The organism is Paenibacillus sp. Paensp111 (assembly GCF_059492195.1).
Window position 1 is genome coordinate 1,098,734 of the sequence record NZ_CP168527.1, and the last position, 22,917, is coordinate 1,121,650.

The window sequence follows — 22,917 nt, forward strand, 5'->3', positions numbered from 1 at the left end:
AACATAATAAAGCCCCCGGTTCTCCTGATGGAAGAACTCGGGGGCTTATTTTGCAGCTTATGAATTAATGGTCTGAACAAGCAGGAAGACGTTAAGAGTAATAATGACTCCTGTAACGAACCAGGCCAGTATATTAATCCAGGCTTTGTTGGCGAATTCACCCATCTTGGTTTTGCTGCCCGTAAATTTCACCAGAGGAACAACAGCGAACGGGAGCTGTAAGGAAAGAATCACCTGGCTGAATATCAATAAGTCCTGGACTCCGGAATCTCCATACATGGCAGTTACAATTACTGCCGGAATGATGGCAATCAAGCGCGTAATCAGACGGCGCAGCCACGGCTTGAGTCGGATATTAATGAAGCCTTCCATTACAATCTGACCTGCAAGTGTACCCGTGAGCGTCGAGTTCTGACCCGAAGCCAGAAGGGCAACCGCGAACATCACACTTCCCAGAGTAGTCCCGACAATAGGAGTTAGGAGATGATAGGCATCGCCGATGTCCGTAACTTCAGTCAGACCGCTCGTATGAAAAGCTGCTGCCGAGACGATGAGAATCGCGGAGTTGATAAATAGGGCAAAAGTTAAGGCGATCGTCGAATCCCAGGTCATATACTTGATGGCTTGACGTTTGCCAATGGCTGACTGGTCAAATTGACGAGTCTGAACGATAGAAGAGTGCAGGTATAAGTTGTGAGGCATGACCGTAGCCCCAAGAATAGCAATGGCCACATAGAGCATCTGCGGATTGCTGATCACTTCAGCACTTGGGATATACCCCGTTAGGACACTCCCCATATCCGGACCCGTGAGGAACAGATCAATCCCAAAGCAGACGGCAATGGTTGCAATCAGCACGATAATCAGCATTTCAAGGAACCGGAATCCTTTATTCTGCAGGATCAGAATCAGCAGGACGTCCACCGCGGTTATGATGACCCCGTATAGTAAGGGCAGACCGAATAATAAGTTGAGCGCAATGGCGGTCCCAATAACTTCTGCTAAATCGCAAGCCGCAATGGCCAGCTCACACAATATCCAGAGTCCCCAGACAACCGGTTTGGAGTAATTGTCTCTGCAGGCTTGCGCCAGATCCTTCCCGGTCACAATTCCTAGCTTACCCGCAAGGGATTGAAGAAGGATAGCCATCAGATTGGAAATCAAAATGACAGATAGCAGCGTATAACCGAATCGCGAGCCTCCTTCGATATCCGTTGCCCAGTTGCCGGGGTCCATGTAGCCAACGGCAACCATGTATCCGGGTCCTGCAAAGGCAAGGAACTTTCTGAACCACTTGGCATTGGTCGGAATCCGTAGAGAACGATGCGCCTCCGGAAGCGATGGAAGTCCTTGATTGGATCTCCAGCCGGGCAAGCGCCCCGCGGTGCTTTCTTGAATATCATCCATAGGAATCACCTCTTCATTCATAATTTAATCCGTTTTCGTGCTTTCACTCATATTGTACACCTACAATAGTTTTTGTCTAGGGAAACTTTTTGGTGAAAACGTTTTATTTCTAATTTTTTTCAAAAGTACAGTAAGGCTTGATATATAAGGATTTGTCCGGTATTTATATGTATGCCTAACCGGGATAAAAGGCTACTTGGCCAGCAATAATAATTATGAAGCAGAGTCGTGTTAAGCCATTCAACAGCACAGGAGCTTGACCACTTAGTTGACATGCCGCCTAAAATTATTTAATATGTCTAAGTACTGAAAAGTGATCGAAATTTAATTAAACGGGTGATGAGCATGTCTTACAGACCAATTGTTGAGAACGTGACCGAAGCCAGCAGCAATCAGAAGGATGGCTTGTACGAATTTATTGTCAAAATGGTCGATGGAACGAAGTGCCGCGTGTTCTATCATCGCTATCCGGAATGGAAGCTTACGAACATTAGCCGTCTTCTTCAAAGTCCCTGCCCGATTTGCCGCAAAGACTTCATTTGCAAGTGCATGGATAACTTTGCCGGGGATATCGGACAACAGATCGTAGACGGACAATATTTGGATAAAGCGGAAGCCAAATAACACGGGCGATAGGCAGATAAACAAGGTGCGGGGGTTAACCTCGCGCCTTTTTTCTATTAAGATAAGAGGGTGCATCGTTAATCGTAGGAGCACTCTACTATATATTTTTAACCAGATTCTGGGCTAATCCTGCACTTGGCCGAGTTAGCTCACAGATAGGGGGGGAGAAAATGAGCCAGTACAATCCTAATACAGAGCAAGGGCCCATTGTTCTTATGGACGGGGTGTGTCATTTATGCCAGGGACTTACGAAGTTCCTGATTAAGCATGACCGTGCGGGGCGTCTGCGCTTTGCTTCCCTGCAATCGGGCGTAGGGCAGAGGCTTCTTGAAGAAGGCGGCATGCCGCTAGATTCTTACAGTAGCGTTGTACTTGTTGAGGATGGGCACTATTATACGCGCTCCAAGGCTGCTCTAAGGTTAGCAAGGTTGCTCCCTTTTCCGTGGCCGTTATGGTATGTATTCGTCGTGATTCCCCCCTTCATTAGAGATGCGGTATATGATATGGTTGCACGCAATCGGTATCGGTGGTTCGGCAGGGACGAGACCTGTATGATCCCCACAAAGGAGATTCGGGATAGATTCCTGGATTGATGAATGTATAATAAGGACTTGCTAGCTTGATATAAGTGTGATATTCTAACTGTAAAATTAAGGAACAACGGAAACGGAAGCACCGTTCATGAACCGAGTTATCGGTTTTTGAGCGGTGCTTTTTTTGTTGTTCATTAGGGGGTTGAGTAGATGGTTCCTGTAAGGATAGTGCTTGCCGTGCAGGATGAATTTTATATTGAGGCATTGCTGCATTATGTAAGCTGCAGTGAATTCAGTCAGAAGATACGGGTCACGGCATTCAGCAAGGTAGATGCTTTTCTAGAGAGAATGACGGATGGCAAGGAGCTGCCGGATGCCGTAGTGTCAGAGTCGATTTTTATGGAAGCATGGATCACCAATGACAGAGATAAGACATTTCCTAGAATATGCCTTATTGAGGGAGAACGGGACATACAAGAAGGCATGACTACGCTGCATAAATACCAGCCGTTGAAGGACCTGCTTAACTCAATCCTGTCGGCTATTCAGAGCGGACGAAAGTCTCTTGGGGCTCCTCCTTCTTCTGCTGGCAGGACAAGTGTAGTTGGAGTCTACTCGGTGAGCGGCGGGAGCGGAAAGTCGACTACTGCACTGCAGCTAAGCAGACAGCTCAGCTCAGAGGGACTAGAGGTGCTGTATCTGAATATGGAGACAGCCGGCAGCGGATTCACCGGGGCTTCAGGAAGACAAGAACAAGAACATGATATGTCCGGACTGGCCCGTCTTCTCTATGAACTGCAGGCGGCAGAAGATAAAGGGGATAGGCTGGGCCCCGCTGCAGCAGATTATGTCGTTCGGGATCCTTGGCTTCAGGCAGCCATGTTCGAGCCGCTCTCAAATTTAAATGAACTATTAGAACTTTCGAAAGAACATACGATTCGGCTGATTGATTATCTGGCTGGCTGCGGTTGTTATGATTTTATCGTAGTGGACACGGATAGTTATCCATCTGAGCGTACGGAAGGGGTATTCGAACGCTGCGATCAGCTGGTTTGGCTTGTAGCGGACGATATCGGGGCAGTTCGCAGAACCAACAGATGGCTCGTTCATCTAGAACGGACGAGAAATGATCTCTATGCTGCTCTAATTCAGAAGTCGATTTTCATTGTGAACCGGTGTCTTGGAAATTTCGCGAATGAGCTTCCCCTGGAGAAGATGGTTCACTATCTGACACTGCCTTATATTCCGGCCTGGAAGCAGTTGAATTCCTGGGAGGCGCTGTTTCATTCGGCGGAATATCAGCGTGATCTGATGAAGCTGTGCCGACGACTTACGGAAGTGTCTGGCCACATCCTCGAGCCTGCAGCAGGAGGAGGATAAGCATGACGGAGGCGTGGTTCAGACAGCTTCGCAGTGAGATCAGGGCGGGTCTAGATGTCACTTCTAGTATGAGCGACAGTGAGCTGATGGAGCATATTGAACGCCGGGTGCTTCGTGACGAGCATGTCAAAGGTCTTACCGCCGCAGAGAAGAGGAAGGTAGTTCGCAGAGTGTATGACTCTTTCCGGGGTCTCGATATTCTCCAGCCTTTGGTTGAGGATAAGTCCATTACAGAAATTATGATTAACAGCCATCAGGAAATTTTCATCGAGCGTAAGGGTCATGTAACCCAGATTGATATGAAATTTGAATCCAGGGAACGTCTTGAGGATATTATTCAGTCCATTGTGTCGGCAGTGAACCGGGTGGTGAATGAATCGGCGCCCATTGTGGATGCCCGTCTTAAGGATGGTTCACGGGTGAATGTGGTGCTTCCGCCTGTTGCCTTGAAAGGACCTACAATGACCATCCGTAAATTCCCGGAGCGGCCAATGACTATGGATGACATTGTCGCTACCGGCTCACTGAGCGTAGAGGCAGCAGTATTTCTCCAGGACCTTGTCCGGAGCAAATATAATATCTTCGTCAGTGGAGGAACGGGTTCCGGGAAAACTACTTTCCTCAACGCTTTGTCTCAGTATATCCCCTCGGATGAACGTGTGATCACGATTGAAGACTCGGCGGAACTGCAAATTACGACCGTTCCGAATCTAGTATCGCTGGAGACACGCAACTCGAATACCGAGGGCAAAGGTGAGATCTCGGTCCGTGATTTGATCCGTTCATCTCTGCGTATGCGGCCCAACCGGGTAGTTGTGGGCGAGGTACGGGGGCAGGAGGCTCTGGATATGCTGCAGGCAATGAACACTGGACACGATGGGAGCCTCTCAACTGGGCATGCGAACAGCACATCTGACATGATCAGCAGGCTGGAGACAATGGTCCTGAGCGGAGCTGAGCTTCCGATTCAGGTGGTCAGGCAGCAGATCAGCTCGGCGATTGATATTTTTGTCCATCTGTCCCGACTGCGGGACCGCTCCCGCCGGGTTACTGAGATTTCGGAGGTTATTGGCATGAAGGATGGGGAAGTAGTTCTGAGCTCGATCTATGTTTTTAAGGAGACTGGAGAACAGGAAGGGCGTATTCTTGGCGGCTTAGTGCCGACAGGTAACTCTCTACATCATACATCCAAGCTCAGTATGGCCGGGCTGCCAGGCAATAAATATGAAAGGGAGCATCGGTCTGATGAAAGTTCATGTCCAGCGTAATGTTAGTGCGGTGAACCGAAATGCTGCCGGAGCGCTCCCGGATTACAAGGTGCACATATTAACCCCTCATCAAAAGATGGTGAGTATGGTTGTTGGCGGAATCGTGCTGTTTACGGTAGGATACATATTTTTTCATGCCTGGTTCCTCTCCGTTATTGTCGGAGCAGGAGGCATATATGGACCGAAATTCTGGAGCAAATACCTTCTGGCAAGAAGGAGAGAAGCGCTATCCCTGCATTTCAAGCAGGCATTGTATTCCCTTTCTTCATCGCTGGCTGCAGGACGTTCGGTTGAGAATGGATTTCGGGAAGCCATTTCTGATCTGCGGCTTTTATATCCGGATGCACGAAATGACCTCATTTCTGAACTCCATATTATCTGTACAAGAATGGAATATGGACAGCCTGTGGAAGAGGCGCTGCAGGATTTCAGCCAGCGTGCGGGCATCGAGGATATTACGAATTTTGCAGATGTGTTCACAACCTGTAAAAGAACAGGCGGGGATCTGGTTGAAATTGTGCGGCGGACCTCCGGCATTATCAGCGAGAAGCTGGACATCAGCCAGGAAATTTCTGTCATGATTGCGCAGAAGCGGTTCGAGTCGAAAGCGCTGCTTGGGGCACCGATCTTCTTCCTGCTGTTCATGAATTTTTCCTCTCCCGATTATATGCAGCCTTTATACAGCGGAATTGGGCTGTTCATCTCGGGAATTGCGCTGCTCATGTTCGGAGGATGCTTCTGGCTGATCAACAAGATTATGAATATTCGAATATAGGAGGTCGCTTGATTGCTGATATGGATAGTTGTTCTTAGTGTATTAAGCGCCGCTTGGGGACTCTTGTATCAGCGTTCATCCCGGTCTTATAAAGACTGTGGAGAATTTCAAATGGATGGTCTCAGACTTCAGAAGCTGGCTCCCCCTATGCTCTATCTTTTGGAAAGAGTGCGGTTCGCCGGAAGATTTCCGATGTTCTTCTTCAAGGTACAGCGTTCGGTTCAGAAAATGTGCGGGGAGCGAAGAGTAGGTGACTTTACACTTATATTTCTTGCAGAAATGCTTTCGTACTCATGGCTGCTATTGACGTCAGGTGCTGTCTTCTCTCTTCTTATGGGGGGTGACCCTGCTGGATTTGGTATTGGGGTAATGCTTGCCGTTCTAATCCCGACAGCGCTGGTTACGGATTTACACCGGAAAGTGGTAAGGCGGGAACAGGAGATTATCATGGAGCTCCCGGAGCTGCTGAATAAGATCATTCTGCTCGTTGGGGCAGGGGAGACCGTACAAAAGGCAATTCGTCACTGCCTTGATCGCAAACGGGATCAAGATAACCACCCTCTCTACCGTGAGCTGCTTCAAATGTCACGGGAGATGGATAGCGGGTATTCGTTCCAGCAATCCCTGGAAAGCTTCAGCAAACGCTGCGGTATCCAGGAAGTATCCGCTTTTACCACGGCAGTATTGCTTAACTTCCGTCGAGGGGGGAGTGACTTCGCACTCGCTCTCAGGGATTTATCACATTCGTTATGGGAAAAGAGGAAGGCGGTCAGCCGGACCCGTGGAGAACAGGCCTCGTCAAAGCTTGTGTTCCCTATGCTGGTGCTGTTTTTGATTATTGTTGTTCTGGTGGGTACACCGGCCTTTATGGCCATGAGCTTATAAATTATAGATGTCGAACTTAAATTAGGAGGAATTAGGATGTTAACAACAACTCAAGCAAAAATGAAGCAGCTGTGGAAGGATGAGAAGGGTCTAGGAATGCTCGAGATTATATTGATCATAGCGGTCATTGTAATCATAGCCGTGATTTTTAGAGAACAGCTCTCCAATATTATTAAGAACTTGCTGTCGAAGGCAGGATCGAAGACGGACGAATTCATGGATGGGGAATGATCAGAAGGCTGAGGAGGGATATAAGAGGCAACTTTACACTTGAAGCCTCTTTGGTTATGCCTATAGTGCTAATGTGCACGATGTTGTTGTTATTTCTCTGCCTGTATTTGTATCAGACCTCGATTCTTCAACAGACGGCTGCAGTGGCGGCTGAACGGGCAACCAATACCTGGGAGAATAGCTACCGGAATTCCCGAACGGGTGCGGTGCAAGCGGATCAGCATGATGGATTGTATTGGAGACTAACGGACGATTCCATGGTACAGGCTTTATTCGGCTGGGCAGGCGGCGGCCAGTCTGCTTCACTCTCTCTGCCTTCCGGCAGTGCAGACGGTTCGCTGGCTGTTACCAAGTTAAGTCATACGGGTCAAGAGGTGCCATCGCATATTAATGGAACCATGAAATACAGCCGCAACCTGCTGTTCAGGAAGGTGACCGTTTCGCTGGATAGGCTGATTCACCTGGCTCCGCTGGAACGAGCTATGGGCAGCGATCTGAAGCAGCTTGGACAATCCTCTTCTTATGTGGTTGAGCCCACGGAGTGGATTCGTACGGTGGATCTGGGCAGATATTATGCTGCCAAGTTCAAGAGCGGCAAGGGATCTGGAGCGAGCCCGAAAGAGGCTGGAGCTGCTCTGAAGCAGTACGCCAAGTAGAGATTGGCCGAGGAGTGAGAGGAGGGGCGTAAATGTTTGACAAGGAACGCTCCGAACGCGGTGCGGTGACTATATTTTTGATTATAATCTTTGCTTTCATCTTTGCCTTTGTCTCTATATTTATTGATTATTCACGCATGTCGGCGCTGCAGGCCCAAAGTGAGCAGATTTCCCATGCCGCGGTACGTTCCGTTCTCTCGGCTTACGACCCGGATCTCCTTGATCGTTATGGTTTGTTTGCTTATGGAGGAACCGATGAGAATTACATTATGTCTAAAGTGCTTAAGGATGAGTTCAATTTGCTTGATCGTAGCGATGACCTTTCGATTATGAAGGCCAAGCTGGACAGCTCATCGGTGCAGCTGGAGCGGCCTTTGGGTACCTACCCGGTTTTTACCCAGCAGATTCGTGAGCAAATGAAATATAAAGCTCCCATTGATTTCACGATTGAAATCGTGAATAAGTTTAAACCGATGTCGAGCGTAATGAAGGAAGCATCAAATACTGTGGATGTCATGGGAAAGCTGCAGAAGCTGTATGACGAGCGTGAGGATAAGCTTAATCAGCTGGTCGATCATCAGAAGAAATCTGCTGACTCGGTACAGGAGCTTTCCTCCTGGGTGACAAGCAGAGGGATCACATCGATCCCGGATAAGCCCTTGAATGGAAGCGTCTCTTCTGTAAGGGATGCTGCAGGCCAGTTCGAAGATTATAAGTCCAAGACAGAGGAAGATAGTAAGAGAAAGCCAGTAGATAGAATGTATGATACACAGATTTCGAACTATACCAATGGAGTCGCACAAGCTTTTAACCGTGTTACCAGAGGTCAAAGAAATGCGGCGGAGAAGCACCAAGAGCTGCTTCCAGCTGCAGCGGAGCTTGCGGAGCAAGCCAGGCTCCTCAATGACCAGATGAAGCAAGTAATTATAGATTCAGAGAATCGCTCTGCAAATAACGGGTATGACCAGGTAGGATCGGGTACCTCAGGAGCAGACCAGACGGCGAGTGAAGAGATCAGGAAGATTAGGCAGCAGAGCAGAAAGCTGCTTCTTCCTGATAATCTAATCACTCAAATAGAGAAGAATATCGAGGATCAAAAGGTAAGCTTCACGCGTCTAAACGGTCAAGTTAGCGGGCTGCTGACACAGGAAGGATCCCTGCTAAGTACTGGAGGCGGCTCGGGTCCTATTAAGCAGGCAGTCGTGTCAGCGGGACAGGAAGCAGATGCTTATCTGCGGAAGTTTGTGGATTTGGGCGGGGCATTAGATCAAGAGTCGAAGCAGCTTGAATCCTATAGAAGTTATGACGAGGCCCGGAAGAAAACAGAGCAGGAAGCCAAAGGTAAGCTGGAACAAGCTGGCAATATACTTAAGCAGTTATCCGGACTCAAGGATAAGATGGATGCCAAGCAAGAGGAGTTTAATACTCTCGAAGGCTATTACAAAGAGAATATGGATCTGAACGCCAAAGGCGACTCCGGTGATACGGGTCATGTTTCTACAGGCACTGACCCTTACGCGTCAGGACAGCAGTCGATGGGCAATATGGACAGTCTATATGGGGCGATGTCATCCCTTCTTAGTGGAATGACAGATAATTGTTACGAGACGGAATATGCGGCCGATTATTTCGAGCACTTTGATGTGACCAAGCTTAAAGACATGGTGAAGAGCGGCGGATCGGGTTCTCTTAATAATGCGGTAGATCAATTTGGGCCGGAGCAGCAGGAAATGGAGTATATCCTTTATGGCTTCCATAATCTCGGTGGGAATATTGCAGCTGCTTATGGAGAGATATTTGCATCCAGACTGGCAGTTAGAACTATGGAGGGCTTCATTAAGAACAGCTCGGCTGGCAATCCTCTGTTGATTCTAGCTTTGGCCCTGCTATACGGCATTGAACATGCTATTCAGGATATGGTGACCCTGTGTGATAAAGGGAGTATCCCTCTAAGCGATTATTTCAAGGTCGAGCTCACCTATCTGGACTATTTAAGAATCTTCATGCTTCTTCATGGACAAAGTGATGGACGTCTGTCCCGGATGCTTGCCTTGATCCGACTTAATACCGGGATTAATCCTGACCAGCGTAACACATATATTTCGAGTGAGGTTACGATTGCCATGCCGCTGTGGTTTTTGCCGGGGGTAGCCAAAGCCCTTAATGCGTCTGGAGTTCTTGAAGGACGAGTGGAAGGAAATAAATATTATGCAGTTAAAAAAGCGGACTACTCTTATTAAAGTTTGGCGAAATGTCCGGGGAAGTATTGTTCTTGAAGCGTCGCTGGTGCTGCCTGTTTTTCTGCTGGTCATATTCTTCCTTATCTATATGGTACAGATGACTGTCATTTCTACACAGATGCACAATGTCGTCTCGAATGCGGTAAAGCAGGTTTCTGCTTCGATGTATCCGATTGCATTGGCAGTGAAGTCCCAACAAGATCAGGGAAAGGAAGAGGGAGGCGGTGTCAATCTTCAGATACCAAAGGTCTCATTGTCCGAATGGGCCTCCAAATTTGCTTCACAAATGCAGCCTCCTTTCTCAAATTGGGTTAGGGAGGCAGCGGCCAAAGGAGATGAACCGCTGCAGGATCTCAAGAATCAACTGTCAGAGGCACTGCTCGATCCAGTGATTAAGCCGCTGCTGCACCCTTTTACGGAGGGTACGATTCTTAATGAAGATCGGATGCATGTCAGTCAGGTAATAGTGCCGGATTTGAAGAAGGGTAAGACCCCCTACTTTGGCCTGGAGATCAGCTATGAACTGCCCATTAAGGTACCGTTCACCTCAGGTAAGATTGTGCTTCAATCCAAAGCTGTGGAACGTCTGTGGATTGGGGATACCCATGAGCAATCGGGTGGTCTTGCTTCTGGGGAGGGAGCAGATCAGAATGGGCAAGCGGCAGTGGTCTTATCCAAGCCAAGCCCTGCTTATACAGGGAATCAGGCGCTTATTCAGGCAAGAGCCAAGCCTGGAAGTAAAGTGACTTTGACGGTGTACTATAAGAGCGGTAAGAGTGTCGCGAAATACTTGGGAGAAGCTGTTGCCGATTCCTCGGGCAAAGTCGAATGGAAATGGCTGATATCCGGGAACACCACACATGGAAATTGGACATTTGTACTGGAAACAGATGAAGGTGTGCAGACAACAGATAGTTTCCAGGTAACTGGAAAAGGCAATACGAAGTAAGTAATTTGGAGGGAGAACTAATGGAGTTGGGGTTTGCTGGATGTTTGATTTTTCTGTTAGCTGCCTTTGTCACGGATATTAAATACATGAAGATTCCAAATATCCTCACGGTTCCGGCAATGATATCGGGAGTACTCTACCAGGTATGGATTGATGGCTGGTTAGGGCTTGCCTTGGGGCTTAAAGGGGCAGGCATCGGATTCGGGATTATGCTGGTCCTGTATTGGACCGGAGCGGTTGGGGGAGGGGATGTGAAGCTGTTCGCAGGAATTGGGGCATGGATGGGAACCGGCTTTACGATTACATCTCTAGTCTACTCTATTATATTTGCGGGAATCCTCGGGCTTCTGATTCTGATCTGGAGAAGAGAAGCTATTCGAAGAGTAAGAGGGGTGCTGAATAGTGTGCTGGGGGCAATCATCCTTAGGGGTCTTGGGCCCATTAAGAGCAAAGAGAGCGATATGCTAAGTTTTCCCTTCATGCTTGCGGTACTACCTGGCGTGCTAACTGCTTACTATTATTTATAAAGTATAAGGGGGTCATGAATTGCTTTGTTTGCAGACTGATTTCGTGCGCAGTGGCGGAACGTATATGGTCCTCTCAACAGAAGAGGGACTTGGGCCAAGTGATCTCAGCCGAGTACAGTGTGGTATGATCGCTTCCACATCTATTCCGCATCTGCTCAAACTCGACGTGAAGGAAATCGATCTTAAAGTGAGCCTGCATTACGATATTACAGGTAAAAGAATGCTCTCACAGTGTATGAAAAGTGAGAAGCTCAGCATGCCGGAGTTCTACGTTCTGCTGCTCCAATTAGTGAATGCTCTGGATGAATCGAAGCAGTATATGTTACAGCCAGCGAATTACTGGCTTAATGAGAATTATATATTCGTAGACGGCAGCTTGAACTTAGGTAAAGTATTCCTTACCTATATTCCTGTGCAAGAGGAATTTAACTCAGAGCCGATTCAGAATCAGCTGCTCTCGTTGATCATGAAGCTGATCGCTTCCGTATCTGTGCTTGAGGGAATTGGAGTACAGAAGATCATGCAGTCATGCGGAAGTGATCTATTCTCCTTGGCTGGGTTCCGAAAGCTCCTGCGGGAGCTGCTTGCCGGGGATGGACAGAACTATCCCGAAGCAGATAGTGCCAAGCGTGTATTAGATTCTAATCACGAGGTATTCATGAACCGGAGAAGTCAGGCAGGCAGTCCATCTTTTGCGAAAGAGCCGGGTAGAAGCTTACCGCCGCTTGTTCCTCCAATGAAGGACATTATTCATGAGACGAAGCTGAGCCAGCTGGAAGAAAGTGATTCTGCTCAGAGAGAGGAGCGGGGGAAGGACACAACCTCGTCCTCAAAGCGGACCTATATTTTATTAGGGACAGGTCTTATCGTGGCGTTCTTGTGGAAGTTCGTTTACCTTGATAACCCGGGATCAACAGGTCTGTATATATGCGGTGGAATTACTGTTCTAATGCTTGCAGGTGTGATTTGGTTCTTAAGTGGTCGCAGCCCTCTAACAGCCTCGGGTAATAAGCTCGATTCCGAGCAAGACGATTCTGAAATAAATACAAGAAGTACAGGAAAAGCGGGATCTTCTGCCGAGCATGCAGACGGTAATCAAGGCCGAAGAGGGAAGTGGAGCCTGGAGGACTTCCTGAATGAGAATAAAAAGGAAAAAGAAGAGGTAGGCAGATCGAAGAGCTGGGATGAGACCGAGTGGCGGTGGAATGATCAATTTCTCATCAGGGAGGAAGTAGACGGCGGCTCATACTCAACAGGCAGAGTAGATCCTGCATTAAAAGGAACATGGGAAGATAAGCCTGTTCTCCCAGGCTATGTTCCAGGTGAAGGTGTTCAGCTGCGTAATGATGATCAGCCTAATCCCGAAGGCGGCTATTACGAACAGCTCAGCGGAAAGACGGAAATTCTTGCTCCATCAAGACAAGCTACAGTCCTTCTTGATGGACAGGGAAGTACGAATGACTCTCTGACTCCTTACTTGGAAAGGATCGAGCAGGGGAGCGGGAATTCAGAGAGGATAGTGCTCTCAGGAGTCACATTCGTAATCGGTCGCTCTGAGGATGTGGTTCAATATGTTGAGAAGACAGTGGGAACCTCGCGCGCGCATGTTGAACTGACCATCCAGGGCAGGAAGTGCTCGATTCGAGATCTGGGTTCCAAGAATGGGACTAAGCTTCAAGATGAGGTTATCGCACCCTATAAAGAATATCCCCTTGAAGTGGGAAGCACCTTCTCGATTGCTACAACAAGTTTTAAGCTATGCATGTAAATTCGGGTGAATCTTATCGGAACTTTTAATCTTTATTATGTTCTTTTAAATCAGTAAGTGCATCCAGCAAAGTTGGAAATAGATATATGAAACAATTTTCTTGTGCTTTGTGCGGCAGGACTCGCTGCCCGTCGAGCAGCAGAGTGGATTGCTCTCCTAATATGGACTTCAACAAGAAGCCTGGAAGTGGGAACCAGTAGGGGCGGTGAAATACTTTCGCGGCCGTACGTCCGAACTCATCATTAGTTACAGGAGAAGGGCTAACCGCGTTGATGGGTCCCTTGATTGCCGGATTCATAATTGAATAATCAATTAGCCGCACCATATCTTGCAAATGTATCCAGGACATCCATTGCTGACCGGTTCCCACTTTTCCGCCAAAGCCTAGCAGGTGTGGCAAGCGCATAAGCGGATAGGCTCCTCCTTGATTACCTAGAACAACACCAGTTCGCAGAGTGACCATGCGGTCTACTGATTTCGCCAAATCTGCTGCTTCATGTTCCCATTTCAAAGTTACTTCAGACAGAAAGTCCTGTCTCAGCGTAGGGCTGTTCTCATCGTAGATTTCGGTAAGTGAGGTCCCATAAATTCCGATGGCAGAAGCCTGAACAATAACAAGAGGCTTATTGTGAAGCTTGTTCATCAGGGATGCCAGAGCCTGAACGGATCTAAGTCGAGAGTCCAGAATCCTCATCTTGCCATTCTCGGTCCATCGTTGATTCAGGGATGAGCCTGCCAAATTGACCAGCGCGTCTAGGCTTTCCATCAATTCAGGTGAACCTTCAAGTTCTCCCCAGGTAATATACCTTGGATTGGCAGCAGCTTGCTCTCGATCAGCAGTCGGGCTCTTGCGAGTAACTATAATAATCTCATGTCCCCTCTCTAACCAATAAGACACGAGAGCGCTTCCGATAAATCCTGTCCCTCCGCAGACAGCCACCCTCACGTTGACCCCTCCTTTGATGAACGAACCTGATCTTTTAGGTGTTTTATTAATTTTAAAGATTCCTAGCGTGGTTATACTAAATATATAAAAAGAACCCGCCAAGGCGCGAGCCAAGAAGGTGGGTTCATTCGGGTCTTTCAAGCTAAACTATCATTTATTCATTAAGTGCTGGTAAGGCGAATAATCAATCTCATTCTTCTTCAGAAATTTAACAAGGAACTTGTTGTCACGCTTTGGCGTCGCTACAATATATCCTTTGATACAGTGATCACGAGTCACTTCAGTGGCGCCGCTCTCTATCGCGATTTTGCCAATTTCAGCAGCGATCGAGTGTTTGGCAATATCCCGAAATGCTTGTGGGACAGGGGATACCAGTTTATCCAAAAAAGCTTTGGCGTCATCGGTCCACATCGGGCGGCTCCGTTCAACCCAGTAATTCTGCCAGTCCAGCTTGGACCTGCCGTCTGCCTTCGGCAGCACCTTCATGAATTTGCGGAACATGAAGAATCCGCCAATGGTCATGGTGCCAAGCATAATAAAGCCCCAGAAAACAATTGAGTTCATGAACCAGCGGTCTGGCCCAGACGACACAGCGAACGAGAAGACGTTCCAAGGGTGCATTTATATTCTCACCTCATATTTTAAATTCACACGCGGCAATTTATCAGCCTGTATAGCTATTAATTATTAGGAATTATACCTTATTTCTAGATTTATTTCGATATTCACGCTAAAATATACTGAATCAAAATCATTAAATAAGGGGGATACACAGAAGTGCTGAAGATCGGTTCCCATGTATCGTTATCCACTAAGGGATTGCTTACTGCCACGGGCGAAGCAGCCTCATACGGCTCAAGCTCGTTCATGATATACACAGGCGCACCGCAAAATACCCGCCGTAAACCTGTTGACTCGCTGTTTATTGAAGAAGGTAAAGCCGCAATGGCTGAGGCTAACATAGACGAAATTGTCGTGCATGCTCCCTACATCATAAATTTGGGCTCCTATAAGGAGAATACATACCAATTGGCTGTAGACTTCCTTAAAGAGGAAATTCGGCGTACCCATGCATTGGGTGTAAGGAACATTGTGCTTCATCCGGGTGCATTCACGGACAAGGATGTAGATTATGGAATCGACCGTATTGCCGCCGGGCTTAATGAAGTGCTGAACGGTACAACCGAGACGGATGTGAGCATCGCTCTTGAGACTATGGCCGGGAAAGGAACCGAAGTAGGCCGAACTTTTGAGGAGATTGCCCGGATCATTGATCAGGTAGAGCACAAGGAACGTCTAACGATCTGCCTGGATACGTGCCATATTCATGATGCCGGATATGATATTGTGAATAACCTGGATGGCGTGCTGGACGAGTTCGACCGGATTATAGGTCTGGACAGAATCGCAGTGGTGCATATTAATGATAGCAAAAACCCGGTCGGTGCCGGGAAAGACCGCCATACCCCGATCGGTTCCGGGTGGATTGGGTTTGAAGCGATTCGGCGTGTGGTTCACCACGAGAAGCTTCAAGGCCGTCCTTTTATACTGGAGACGCCTTGGATTGGTAAGGACGCTAAGACCCAGCGTCCGATGTATGAAGTGGAGATTGCCCTGCTTCGCGGCAATGTGGCCGAGCGGTTCGGGGAGAGCTTCCTCTCTGACGTCGAAAAGGTTCATGCTTTCTTTAATAAGCAGGAAATTTACCCGCGTTCTTTCATCATCAGTACATGGGAACTGCTAAAGGGCGATGCCAAAGCCAAGAAAGCAGATCCGCGTGAGCCTCTGGAACGTCTTTATGATGATGTAGTAGAAGCGGGCTTGTTCCCGGAAATGACAGAAGAACAAATCAATCAGCGCATCATTGCCTGGCTGGCTGTGAACGAGCTTACGGTTTAGTGAATTTAAGGAGGATTTTTGTATCAAATGGACACTCATGTTAAAGCAGGTCTTCTGCCTGTAAAAGAATATCAACAACATCGCGCACGTATGCTGATTTCCTGTCCTGACAGTCCGGGAATCGTCGCAGCCGTATCCCATTTTCTTCACCAACACGGGGCCAATATTGTTCAATCGGACCAATATACAATGGATCCGGAGGGCGGCATGTTCTTCATGCGCGTCGAATTTGACCTGAACGATCTGAGCGGCAAATTGATGGGAATCAAGAGTGATTTCCAGGAAATTGCGGACAAGTTCCAGATGGATTGGAACATCTTCCCTCTGAACGAGAAGAAGAAATTGGCCATCCTCGTGTCCAAGGAAGATCACTGTCTCGTTGAACTTCTGTGGCAGTGGCAGGCCGGCGATCTGGATGCCGAAATCTCGATGGTTATTAGTAATCATCCGGATATGAGGGAGTACGTGGAATCCTTTGGCATTCCATACCACCATATCCCGGTAACTCCGGATACGAAGAAAGAAGCGGAGCAGCGCCAGCTTGAACTGCTAAACGGGAAAGTGGATCTGATCGTTCTCGCCAGATACATGCAGATCGTCTCACCGGCATTAATTGAGCCTTACCGGAATCGGATTATTAATATCCATCACTCCTTCCTTCCTGCATTTGTGGGAGGTAAGCCTTATGCGCAGGCGTATGACCGCGGCGTTAAGATCATTGGCGCAACCGCTCACTATGTAACCGAGGAACTCGATGGAGGTCCGATTATTGAGCAGGACGTTCAGCGTGTAAGCCACCGTGATAATGTGAGCGAGCTGAAGCGGATCGGCCGGACTATTGAACGGGTTGTACTCGCTCGTGCGGTCAAGTGGCACATTGAGGACCGGATTCTTGTTCACCAGAACAAGACGGTCGTGTTTAACTAACAAACTTGTAGACAGGGCACCCTTTGCAGATGCGGGATAAATTCTCGTTTTCGCTTGGGTGCCCTATTGGTATTTTTAGTCTTTTAGAAGGTGCAGACGATATCTCCAATGAAGATTTGCCCCTTTACGCATACTTAACTTCAACTTAGGGAAGTTGTAATCTAGTAGGATTTTGCTCGTTCTGTCAGAATGAACAATTCCTGTGTGAAAAATAGCGAAAGAACGCCTTTCATGGGATTTATGGACAGTCAGTGTGGAAATGAGCCCCTTAATTGTGGTACAATGCATAAATAAGTCAAAATGACTTTTTCAATTTGGACGTTATGTTTGATCCCTTAATCAAACTTATCTAAAGACCTTTGAGGAGGAAACAATTTAATGGCTGATCAAATCAAGGAAATCGCTGACAACAATGTAATCGATAATTTGTCGATTGCCACAATCCGTACTTTGTCTATTGATGCAATAGAGAAAGCAAACTCCGGTCACCCGGGCATGCCGATGGGATCTGCTCCTATGGGCTATCAACTGTTCGCAAAAACAATGAATCACAACCCGGACCATCCTACGTGGATCAACCGCGACCGCTTCGTGCTGTCCGCTGGACACGGTTCGATGCTTCTATACAGCTTGCTGCACCTTAGCGGCTATGATCTGTCCCTTGATGATCTGAAGCAGTTCCGTCAATGGGGAAGTAAAACTCCGGGTCACCCTGAGTTCGGACACACAGCCGGCGTAGATGCAACTACTGGACCACTGGGCCAAGGTATTGCAATGGCAGTCGGTATGGCGATTGCAGAAGAGAATCTGGCTGCGACATATAACAAAGACGGCTTCAAAGTCGTTGACCATTATACTTACGGCATTTGCGGCGACGGAGACTTGATGGAAGGGGTATCTGCTGAAGCTGCGTCCCTTGCAGGTCACTTGAAGCTGGGCAAATTGATCTTCCTCTATGATTCCAACGATATCTCGCTTGATGGTGAGCTTAACCTGAGCTTCTCCGAGAATGTTAGACAACGTTTCGACGCTTATGGCTGGCAGACTTTGCTGGTTAAAGACGGTAACGACCTGAGTGCGATCGCAGCTGCGATTGAAGAAGGTAAGAAGGACACAGCTCGTCCAACTCTTATCGAAGTGAAGACTGTCATCGGTTACGGCAGCCCGAACAAACAAGGTAAAGGCGGCCACGGCGGTACTCACGGTTCTCCGCTTGGTGCAGAAGAAGCTAAGCTGACTAAGGACTTCTACAAATGGGTGTACGAAGAAGACTTCTATGTACCTGATGAAGTTCGCCAGCACTTTGCAGACGTGAAGAAGCGCGGTATTGAAGCGAACAAAGCTTGGGATGAGCAGTTTGCGAAATACAAAGCGCAGTACCCTGAACTTGCTGCACAATTTGAACAGGCTATTGCCGGCGAACTTCCAGCGAACTGGGACGCTGAGCTTCCTAAGTACACTTCCGCGGACAAAGCGCTTTCTACTCGCGTAGCTTCCGGTAATGCACTTAATGGTCTGGTAAAAGGAGTTCCACAGCTTCTTGGTGGATCTGCTGACCTTGAAAGCTCCACAATGACTCACTTGAAAGGCCTTCCTGTTCTGACTTCGAACAGCTACGAAGGACGCAATGTGTACTTCGGTGTTCGTGAGTTTGGTATGGCTGCTGCAATGAACGGGATTGCCCTGCATGGCGGACTCAAAATCTTCGGAGGTACGTTCTTCGTATTTACAGACTACCTGCGTCCAGCTATCCGTCTGGCTTCTATCATGGGTCTTCCTGTTACTTATGTACTTACCCATGACAGTATCGCGGTTGGTGAAGACGGCCCGACACACGAACCGATCGAGCAGCTTGCTTCAATTCGTATTATCCCTGGTCTGACTGTTATCCGTCCGGCTGATGCTAACGAAACTTCGGCAGCTTGGGCATATACGACAGAGAACAAGAGCAACCCGGTTGCTCTGGTACTGACTCGTCAGAACCTGCCTGTGCTTGAGAATACGGCAGAGCTGTCCCGCGAAGGTATCAAACGCGGTGGTTATGTAGTATCCGATGCCAAAGACGGCAAACCGGTTGCTCAGCTGATTGCTACAGGTTCTGAAGTTCAGCTTGCAGTTAAAGCTCAAGCAGCACTGGCTGAAGAAGGTATTCAGGTTCGCGTCATCAGCTTGCCAAGCTGGGATCTGTTCGACAAGCAGGATCAAGCTTACAAAGATTCTGTTATTCTTCCAGATGTTAAAGCTCGTGTTGCCATTGAAATGGCTCATCCGTTTGGCTGGGAGCGTTATGTTGGCGAGAAGGGCTCCATTATCGGCATCAGCACGTTCGGCGCATCTGCACCTGGCGACAAGGTGATTGCTGAGTATGGCTTCACTGTAGAAAATGTTGTAAAACACGTAAAAGCACAACTGTAATCAACGATAAACGACCGAAAAGGGGAACGGAAAACGATGCCGCAATTTCAAAATGTAACCGTAGATAAAGCAGCCAATATTTATTTTGATGGAAAAGTAACCAGCCGTGCCGTGTACTTACAGGATGGAAGCAAAGTTACACTGGGTATCATGCTGCCTGGTTCGTATGAATTTGGAACCGATACGGAAGAGGTTATGCTTATTCAATCCGGAGATCTGAAGGTTCTTCTTCCAGATGAGACGGAGTGGAGAGAAATCAACGGTCAGGGCGAGTTCACCGTTCCCGCAGGTCGGAAATTCAAGCTAGAAGTCAGTACGGTGACGGATTACTTGTGTTCGTATAAATAATAATTACCCTCCCAAACCCTCCCTTCCAAGGGAGGGCCCCAAGGGCTACGCCCTCTGGACACCCGAAAGGGGTCTAGGGAGGGACGGTTAGCGGCACTTAGCTCGGTAGGAGCAGGGATCGCTTGCCGTCCCTTCGGGACCCGCTTTCAATGGGGATGGGTTTGGTAACTGAAAAGACTGGCATAACAAGCGGCTCCAACTGTACTGAGTGTAACTCGTGCGTTGGAGCCGCTTGTCGTCCCTTCAGGACACGCTTTACGTCCGAGTGGCGAACGGTGAAGCTGCTTAGGGTTATGCGTTCCGACGTGCTGGGAGGCGCTGTCCCTGCGGGATGCGCTGGGTTAGAGCAGAGACTGGTTACTTGGCGAGGGGTGGTACCTGGGTTGTGGGCTTCGTGCTGGGAGGCGCTGACCCTGCGGGATGCGCTGGGTTTATGCAGAGACTGGTTACTTGGTGGGGTGTGGTACCTGGGTTGTGGGCTTCGTGCTGGGAGGCGCTGTCCCTGCGGGATGCGCTGGGTTTATGCGGAGACTGGTTACTTGGTGGGGTGTGGTTCCTGGGTTGTGGGCTGCGTGCATAGAGGCGCTGTCCCTGCAGGATGCGCTCGCTGAATGCAAAAGAAGGGCAGCCAAGGAGTATGGCATGCCCTTCTTTTATGGTTTAAGTATGGGTTACAGCTTTTTACCGGCGATCGTCTGGCCGATCCAGCTCTCATAGATCTTGACGACGGCGGAGAGGTCCTCCTCGCCATAGCCCTGGGTCTGGCCGGCTTGGAACAAGCTCTTGGCCAGGTTCAGCATGGGAGATGGGATGGAGGCGCCATCGGTCAGGGAAGAAGCGAGCTTAAGGTCCTTGAGCATGAGCTGCAGCGAGAATTGATTGCTGAAGTCATGGTCGATGATCTTCTGGCCTTTCAGATCGGCCGCTTTGCTACCAGCGGAGCCGAGCTGCACCAGCTCAAGGAAGGCGTCAGCCGGGAGACCGGACTTGGAGGCGATGGCGAAGCCTTCGGCTAATGCCAGGTTGTTGATGCCTACCATCGTATTGTGGGCTAGCTTGGCGACGGAGCCTGTTCCGTTATCGCCCATATGTAGGATCTTTTTGCCTAACGTCTCGAAGATGTCTGAGGTTGACTCCAGGGTGTCGGCCGGGCCGCCGACCATGAATACAAGCGTACCGCTAACCGCTGCCGGAGAGCTTCCCGTAACGGGGGCATCCAGGAAGGTGCCGCCGAGTGCTGTAATCTGGGAAGCAAGCTTTCTGGAAAGTGCAGGGGAAATGGTGCTGCAGTCAATTACAATGCTCCCCGAGTGAAGTCCTTGCAGAACCCCGTTATCACCTTCATAGACCTCTGCGATCGAATTGTCATCGCTGACCATGGTAATGATAACATCATTGCCCTCAGCTGCCGCGCGGGGGGTGGAGACGGCTGATGCGCCTTCCTTAACTAAAGCCTCTGCCTTGGAAGCAGTGCGGTTATATACGGTAACAGGGTACCCTTGCTTGAGCAGATTGGAGACCATTGGGGCGCCCATCGTACCCAAACCAATAAAGCCTATTCTCTTCATAACGAGTTCACCTTCTAATGTCGAATTGTGATACAACTTCTATTTTAGCACGCCTCAAGGCCAGAGTGTACAATGTGCCCTTGTCTTCACCTGGAATATACAGTATTCTAGTTTTAAGTTGTTTCTTGGATAGGTAGAATAACCCATACAAATATAAACGGAGGTAGTTTTGTCATGTCAAAAAAAGTAACTTTTGATTACAGTAAAGCCCTTACGTTCGTCGGTCAACATGAAATTGACAATCTTGCAGAGCCGGTTCGTGTGGCTCATGAACAGTTACATAAAGGAACGGGTGCCGGTTCGGATTATCTGGGCTGGATCAACCTTCCTACAGAGTATGACAAAGAAGAGTTCGCGCGTATCCGTCAGGCTGCGAGCAAAATCCAGAACGATTCCGAAGTTCTGATTGTAATCGGAATCGGCGGTTCGTATTTGGGTGCCCGCGCAGCGATCGAAGCGTTGTCTCACTCGTTCTACAATACTCTGCCGAAGGACAAGCGTAAGACTCCGCAAATTCTTTTTGCGGGTAATAATATCAGCTCCACTTATGTAACACACCTGCTTGATCTGATTGAAGGCAAGGACTTCTCCGTCAACGTTATCTCCAAATCCGGTACAACGACTGAGCCGGCCATCGCTTTCCGTATTTTCCGTGCCGAGCTTGAGAAGAAGTATGGCAAAGAAGAAGCCCGCAAGCGGATCTATGCTACTACTGACCGTGCGAAGGGTGCCTTGAAGAAGCTTGCTGATGAAGAAGGCTACGAGACGTTTGTTATTCCGGACGATGTAGGCGGACGTTATTCCGTACTTACTGCTGTAGGTCTTCTGCCAATCGCAGCTGCCGGCATTGATGTGGAACAGATCATGCAGGGTGCAGCCGATGCCTCCAAAGAATTCAGCAATCCGAACCTTGCCGAGAACGCAAGCTATCAGTATGCTGCAGTGCGTAACGCCCTGTACCGCAAAGGTAAAGTAACCGAAATTCTCGTGAACTACGAGCCATCCCTGCACTTTGTATCCGAATGGTGGAAGCAGCTGTTCGGCGAAAGTGAAGGTAAAGATTATAAGGGGATTTTCCCGGCTTCCGTGGACTTCTCAACCGACTTACACTCCATGGGACAATTCATTCAGGAGGGTAACCGGAACATATTCGAGACCGTTATCCAGGTAACGGATGTAGATCATCACATCACGATCGAATCGGATCCGGATGATCTGGATGGCCTGAACTTCCTTACAGGCAAGACCGTGGACTTCGTGAACAAGAAGGCATTCCAAGGTACCTTGCTTGCACATACAGATGGTCAGGTGCCTAACTTGATCGTTAACGTTCCTGATTTCTCCCCTTACTCCTTTGGTTATCTGGTGTACTTCTTCGAGAAAGCCTGCGGAATCAGCGGTTATCTGCTCGGCGTGAATCCATTTGACCAACCTGGTGTAGAAGCATACAAGAAGAACATGTTTGCCCTTCTTGGCAAACCTGGATACGAGAAAGAGAAAGCTGAACTGGAAGCGAGACTTTCCGAATAGTCTGAGATTTCGCTAATAGTGTATAGCAGCACACGATATAT

The 22,917-nt window shown here is 48.5% G+C and carries 21 protein-coding genes; 17 read left to right on the forward strand and 4 right to left on the reverse strand.

Annotated features, from left to right (window positions below; all coding sequences use genetic code 11):
* Window positions 1-57: 57 nt before the first annotated feature.
* Entirely contained in the window at window positions 58-1,407 is a 1,350-nt protein-coding gene (locus ACEN86_RS05105) for an Nramp family divalent metal transporter (protein WP_495633268.1), read from the reverse strand.
* 345 nt (window positions 1,408-1,752) lie between these two features.
* On the opposite strand from ACEN86_RS05105, the gene ACEN86_RS05110 reads away from it, so the two are divergent.
* From ACEN86_RS05110 to ACEN86_RS05165, 12 genes are all read left to right on the forward strand, one after another.
* The gene (locus ACEN86_RS05110) at window positions 1,753-2,031 is read left to right on the forward strand and encodes a hypothetical protein (RefSeq protein ID WP_127200513.1); all 279 of its coding nucleotides are present in this window, start codon (window positions 1,753-1,755) and stop codon (window positions 2,029-2,031) included.
* A 170-nt stretch (window positions 2,032-2,201) separates the two neighbouring features.
* Window positions 2,202-2,624, forward strand: coding sequence for a thiol-disulfide oxidoreductase DCC family protein (locus ACEN86_RS05115; protein WP_495633269.1), 423 nt, complete (start codon window positions 2,202-2,204; stop codon window positions 2,622-2,624).
* Window positions 2,625-2,774: 150 nt separating this feature from the next.
* Window positions 2,775-3,944 (forward strand): nucleotide-binding protein, encoded by a 1,170-nt coding sequence (locus ACEN86_RS05120; protein ID WP_495633270.1) that lies wholly within the window; start codon window positions 2,775-2,777, stop codon window positions 3,942-3,944.
* Between the two features lie 2 nt (window positions 3,945-3,946).
* The gene (locus tag ACEN86_RS05125; RefSeq protein WP_495633271.1) at window positions 3,947-5,212 is read left to right on the forward strand and encodes a TadA family conjugal transfer-associated ATPase; all 1,266 of its coding nucleotides are present in this window, start codon (window positions 3,947-3,949) and stop codon (window positions 5,210-5,212) included.
* Window positions 5,190-5,987 carry a type II secretion system F family protein gene (locus ACEN86_RS05130; RefSeq protein WP_495633272.1) on the forward strand — a complete coding sequence of 266 codons (798 nt, stop codon included), beginning with the start codon at window positions 5,190-5,192 and terminating at the stop codon, window positions 5,985-5,987. Before ACEN86_RS05125 ends, ACEN86_RS05130 begins: the two co-directional genes overlap by 23 nt.
* Window positions 5,988-5,999: 12 nt before the next feature.
* Window positions 6,000-6,872: a type II secretion system F family protein gene (locus ACEN86_RS05135; RefSeq protein WP_495633273.1), complete on the forward strand. Its 873-nt coding sequence runs from the start codon at window positions 6,000-6,002 to the stop codon at window positions 6,870-6,872.
* Window positions 6,873-6,908: 36 nt separating this feature from the next.
* Entirely contained in the window at window positions 6,909-7,103 is a 195-nt protein-coding gene (locus ACEN86_RS05140) for a Flp1 family type IVb pilin (RefSeq protein ID WP_495633274.1), read from the forward strand.
* Entirely contained in the window at window positions 7,100-7,759 is a 660-nt protein-coding gene (locus ACEN86_RS05145; RefSeq protein WP_495633275.1) for a TadE/TadG family type IV pilus assembly protein, read from the forward strand. The genes ACEN86_RS05140 and ACEN86_RS05145 overlap by 4 nt, the downstream gene beginning before the upstream one ends.
* Window positions 7,760-7,791: 32 nt before the next feature.
* Window positions 7,792-9,999: a hypothetical protein gene (locus tag ACEN86_RS05150; protein ID WP_495633276.1), complete on the forward strand. Its 2,208-nt coding sequence runs from the start codon at window positions 7,792-7,794 to the stop codon at window positions 9,997-9,999.
* On the forward strand, window positions 9,968-10,948 hold the full coding sequence (locus ACEN86_RS05155) for a TadE/TadG family type IV pilus assembly protein (RefSeq protein WP_495633277.1): 981 nt from the start codon (window positions 9,968-9,970) through the stop codon (window positions 10,946-10,948). The genes ACEN86_RS05150 and ACEN86_RS05155 overlap by 32 nt, the downstream gene beginning before the upstream one ends.
* 20 nt (window positions 10,949-10,968) lie before the next feature.
* Window positions 10,969-11,475: an A24 family peptidase gene (locus tag ACEN86_RS05160; protein WP_495633278.1), complete on the forward strand. Its 507-nt coding sequence runs from the start codon at window positions 10,969-10,971 to the stop codon at window positions 11,473-11,475.
* Window positions 11,476-11,494: 19 nt separating this feature from the next.
* On the forward strand, window positions 11,495-13,243 hold the full coding sequence (locus tag ACEN86_RS05165; RefSeq protein WP_495633279.1) for a DUF6382 domain-containing protein: 1,749 nt from the start codon (window positions 11,495-11,497) through the stop codon (window positions 13,241-13,243).
* A 25-nt stretch (window positions 13,244-13,268) separates the two neighbouring features.
* Here the strand turns inward: ACEN86_RS05165 and ACEN86_RS05170 are convergent, their stop codons facing one another.
* The gene (locus ACEN86_RS05170) at window positions 13,269-14,189 is read right to left on the reverse strand and encodes a TIGR01777 family oxidoreductase (RefSeq protein WP_495633280.1); all 921 of its coding nucleotides are present in this window, start codon (window positions 14,187-14,189) and stop codon (window positions 13,269-13,271) included.
* Window positions 14,190-14,339: 150 nt separating this feature from the next.
* On the reverse strand, window positions 14,340-14,810 hold the full coding sequence (locus tag ACEN86_RS05175; protein ID WP_495633281.1) for a DUF2621 domain-containing protein: 471 nt from the start codon (window positions 14,808-14,810) through the stop codon (window positions 14,340-14,342).
* Window positions 14,811-14,966: 156 nt separating this feature from the next.
* Between ACEN86_RS05175 and ACEN86_RS05180 the strand changes: the two genes are divergently transcribed.
* From ACEN86_RS05180 to ppnP, 4 genes are all read left to right on the forward strand, one after another.
* On the forward strand, window positions 14,967-16,088 hold the full coding sequence (locus tag ACEN86_RS05180) for a deoxyribonuclease IV (protein ID WP_495633282.1): 1,122 nt from the start codon (window positions 14,967-14,969) through the stop codon (window positions 16,086-16,088).
* Between the two features lie 27 nt (window positions 16,089-16,115).
* Window positions 16,116-17,015: a formyltetrahydrofolate deformylase gene (gene purU / locus ACEN86_RS05185; protein WP_495633283.1), complete on the forward strand. Its 900-nt coding sequence runs from the start codon at window positions 16,116-16,118 to the stop codon at window positions 17,013-17,015.
* A 378-nt stretch (window positions 17,016-17,393) separates the two neighbouring features.
* Window positions 17,394-19,430: a transketolase gene (gene tkt, locus ACEN86_RS05190; protein WP_495633284.1), complete on the forward strand. Its 2,037-nt coding sequence runs from the start codon at window positions 17,394-17,396 to the stop codon at window positions 19,428-19,430.
* Window positions 19,431-19,466: 36 nt separating this feature from the next.
* Entirely contained in the window at window positions 19,467-19,778 is a 312-nt protein-coding gene (ppnP, locus tag ACEN86_RS05195; RefSeq protein WP_127200534.1) for a pyrimidine/purine nucleoside phosphorylase, read from the forward strand.
* A 671-nt stretch (window positions 19,779-20,449) separates the two neighbouring features.
* Here ppnP and ACEN86_RS05200 read toward each other — a convergent pair.
* Complete coding sequence (locus tag ACEN86_RS05200; protein WP_495633285.1) at window positions 20,450-21,346, reverse strand: NAD(P)-dependent oxidoreductase; 897 nt, start codon at window positions 21,344-21,346, stop codon at window positions 20,450-20,452.
* 174 nt (window positions 21,347-21,520) lie between these two features.
* On the opposite strand from ACEN86_RS05200, the gene ACEN86_RS05205 reads away from it, so the two are divergent.
* Window positions 21,521-22,876, forward strand: coding sequence for a glucose-6-phosphate isomerase (locus tag ACEN86_RS05205; RefSeq protein ID WP_495633286.1), 1,356 nt, complete (start codon window positions 21,521-21,523; stop codon window positions 22,874-22,876).
* Window positions 22,877-22,917: the final 41 nt, after the last annotated feature.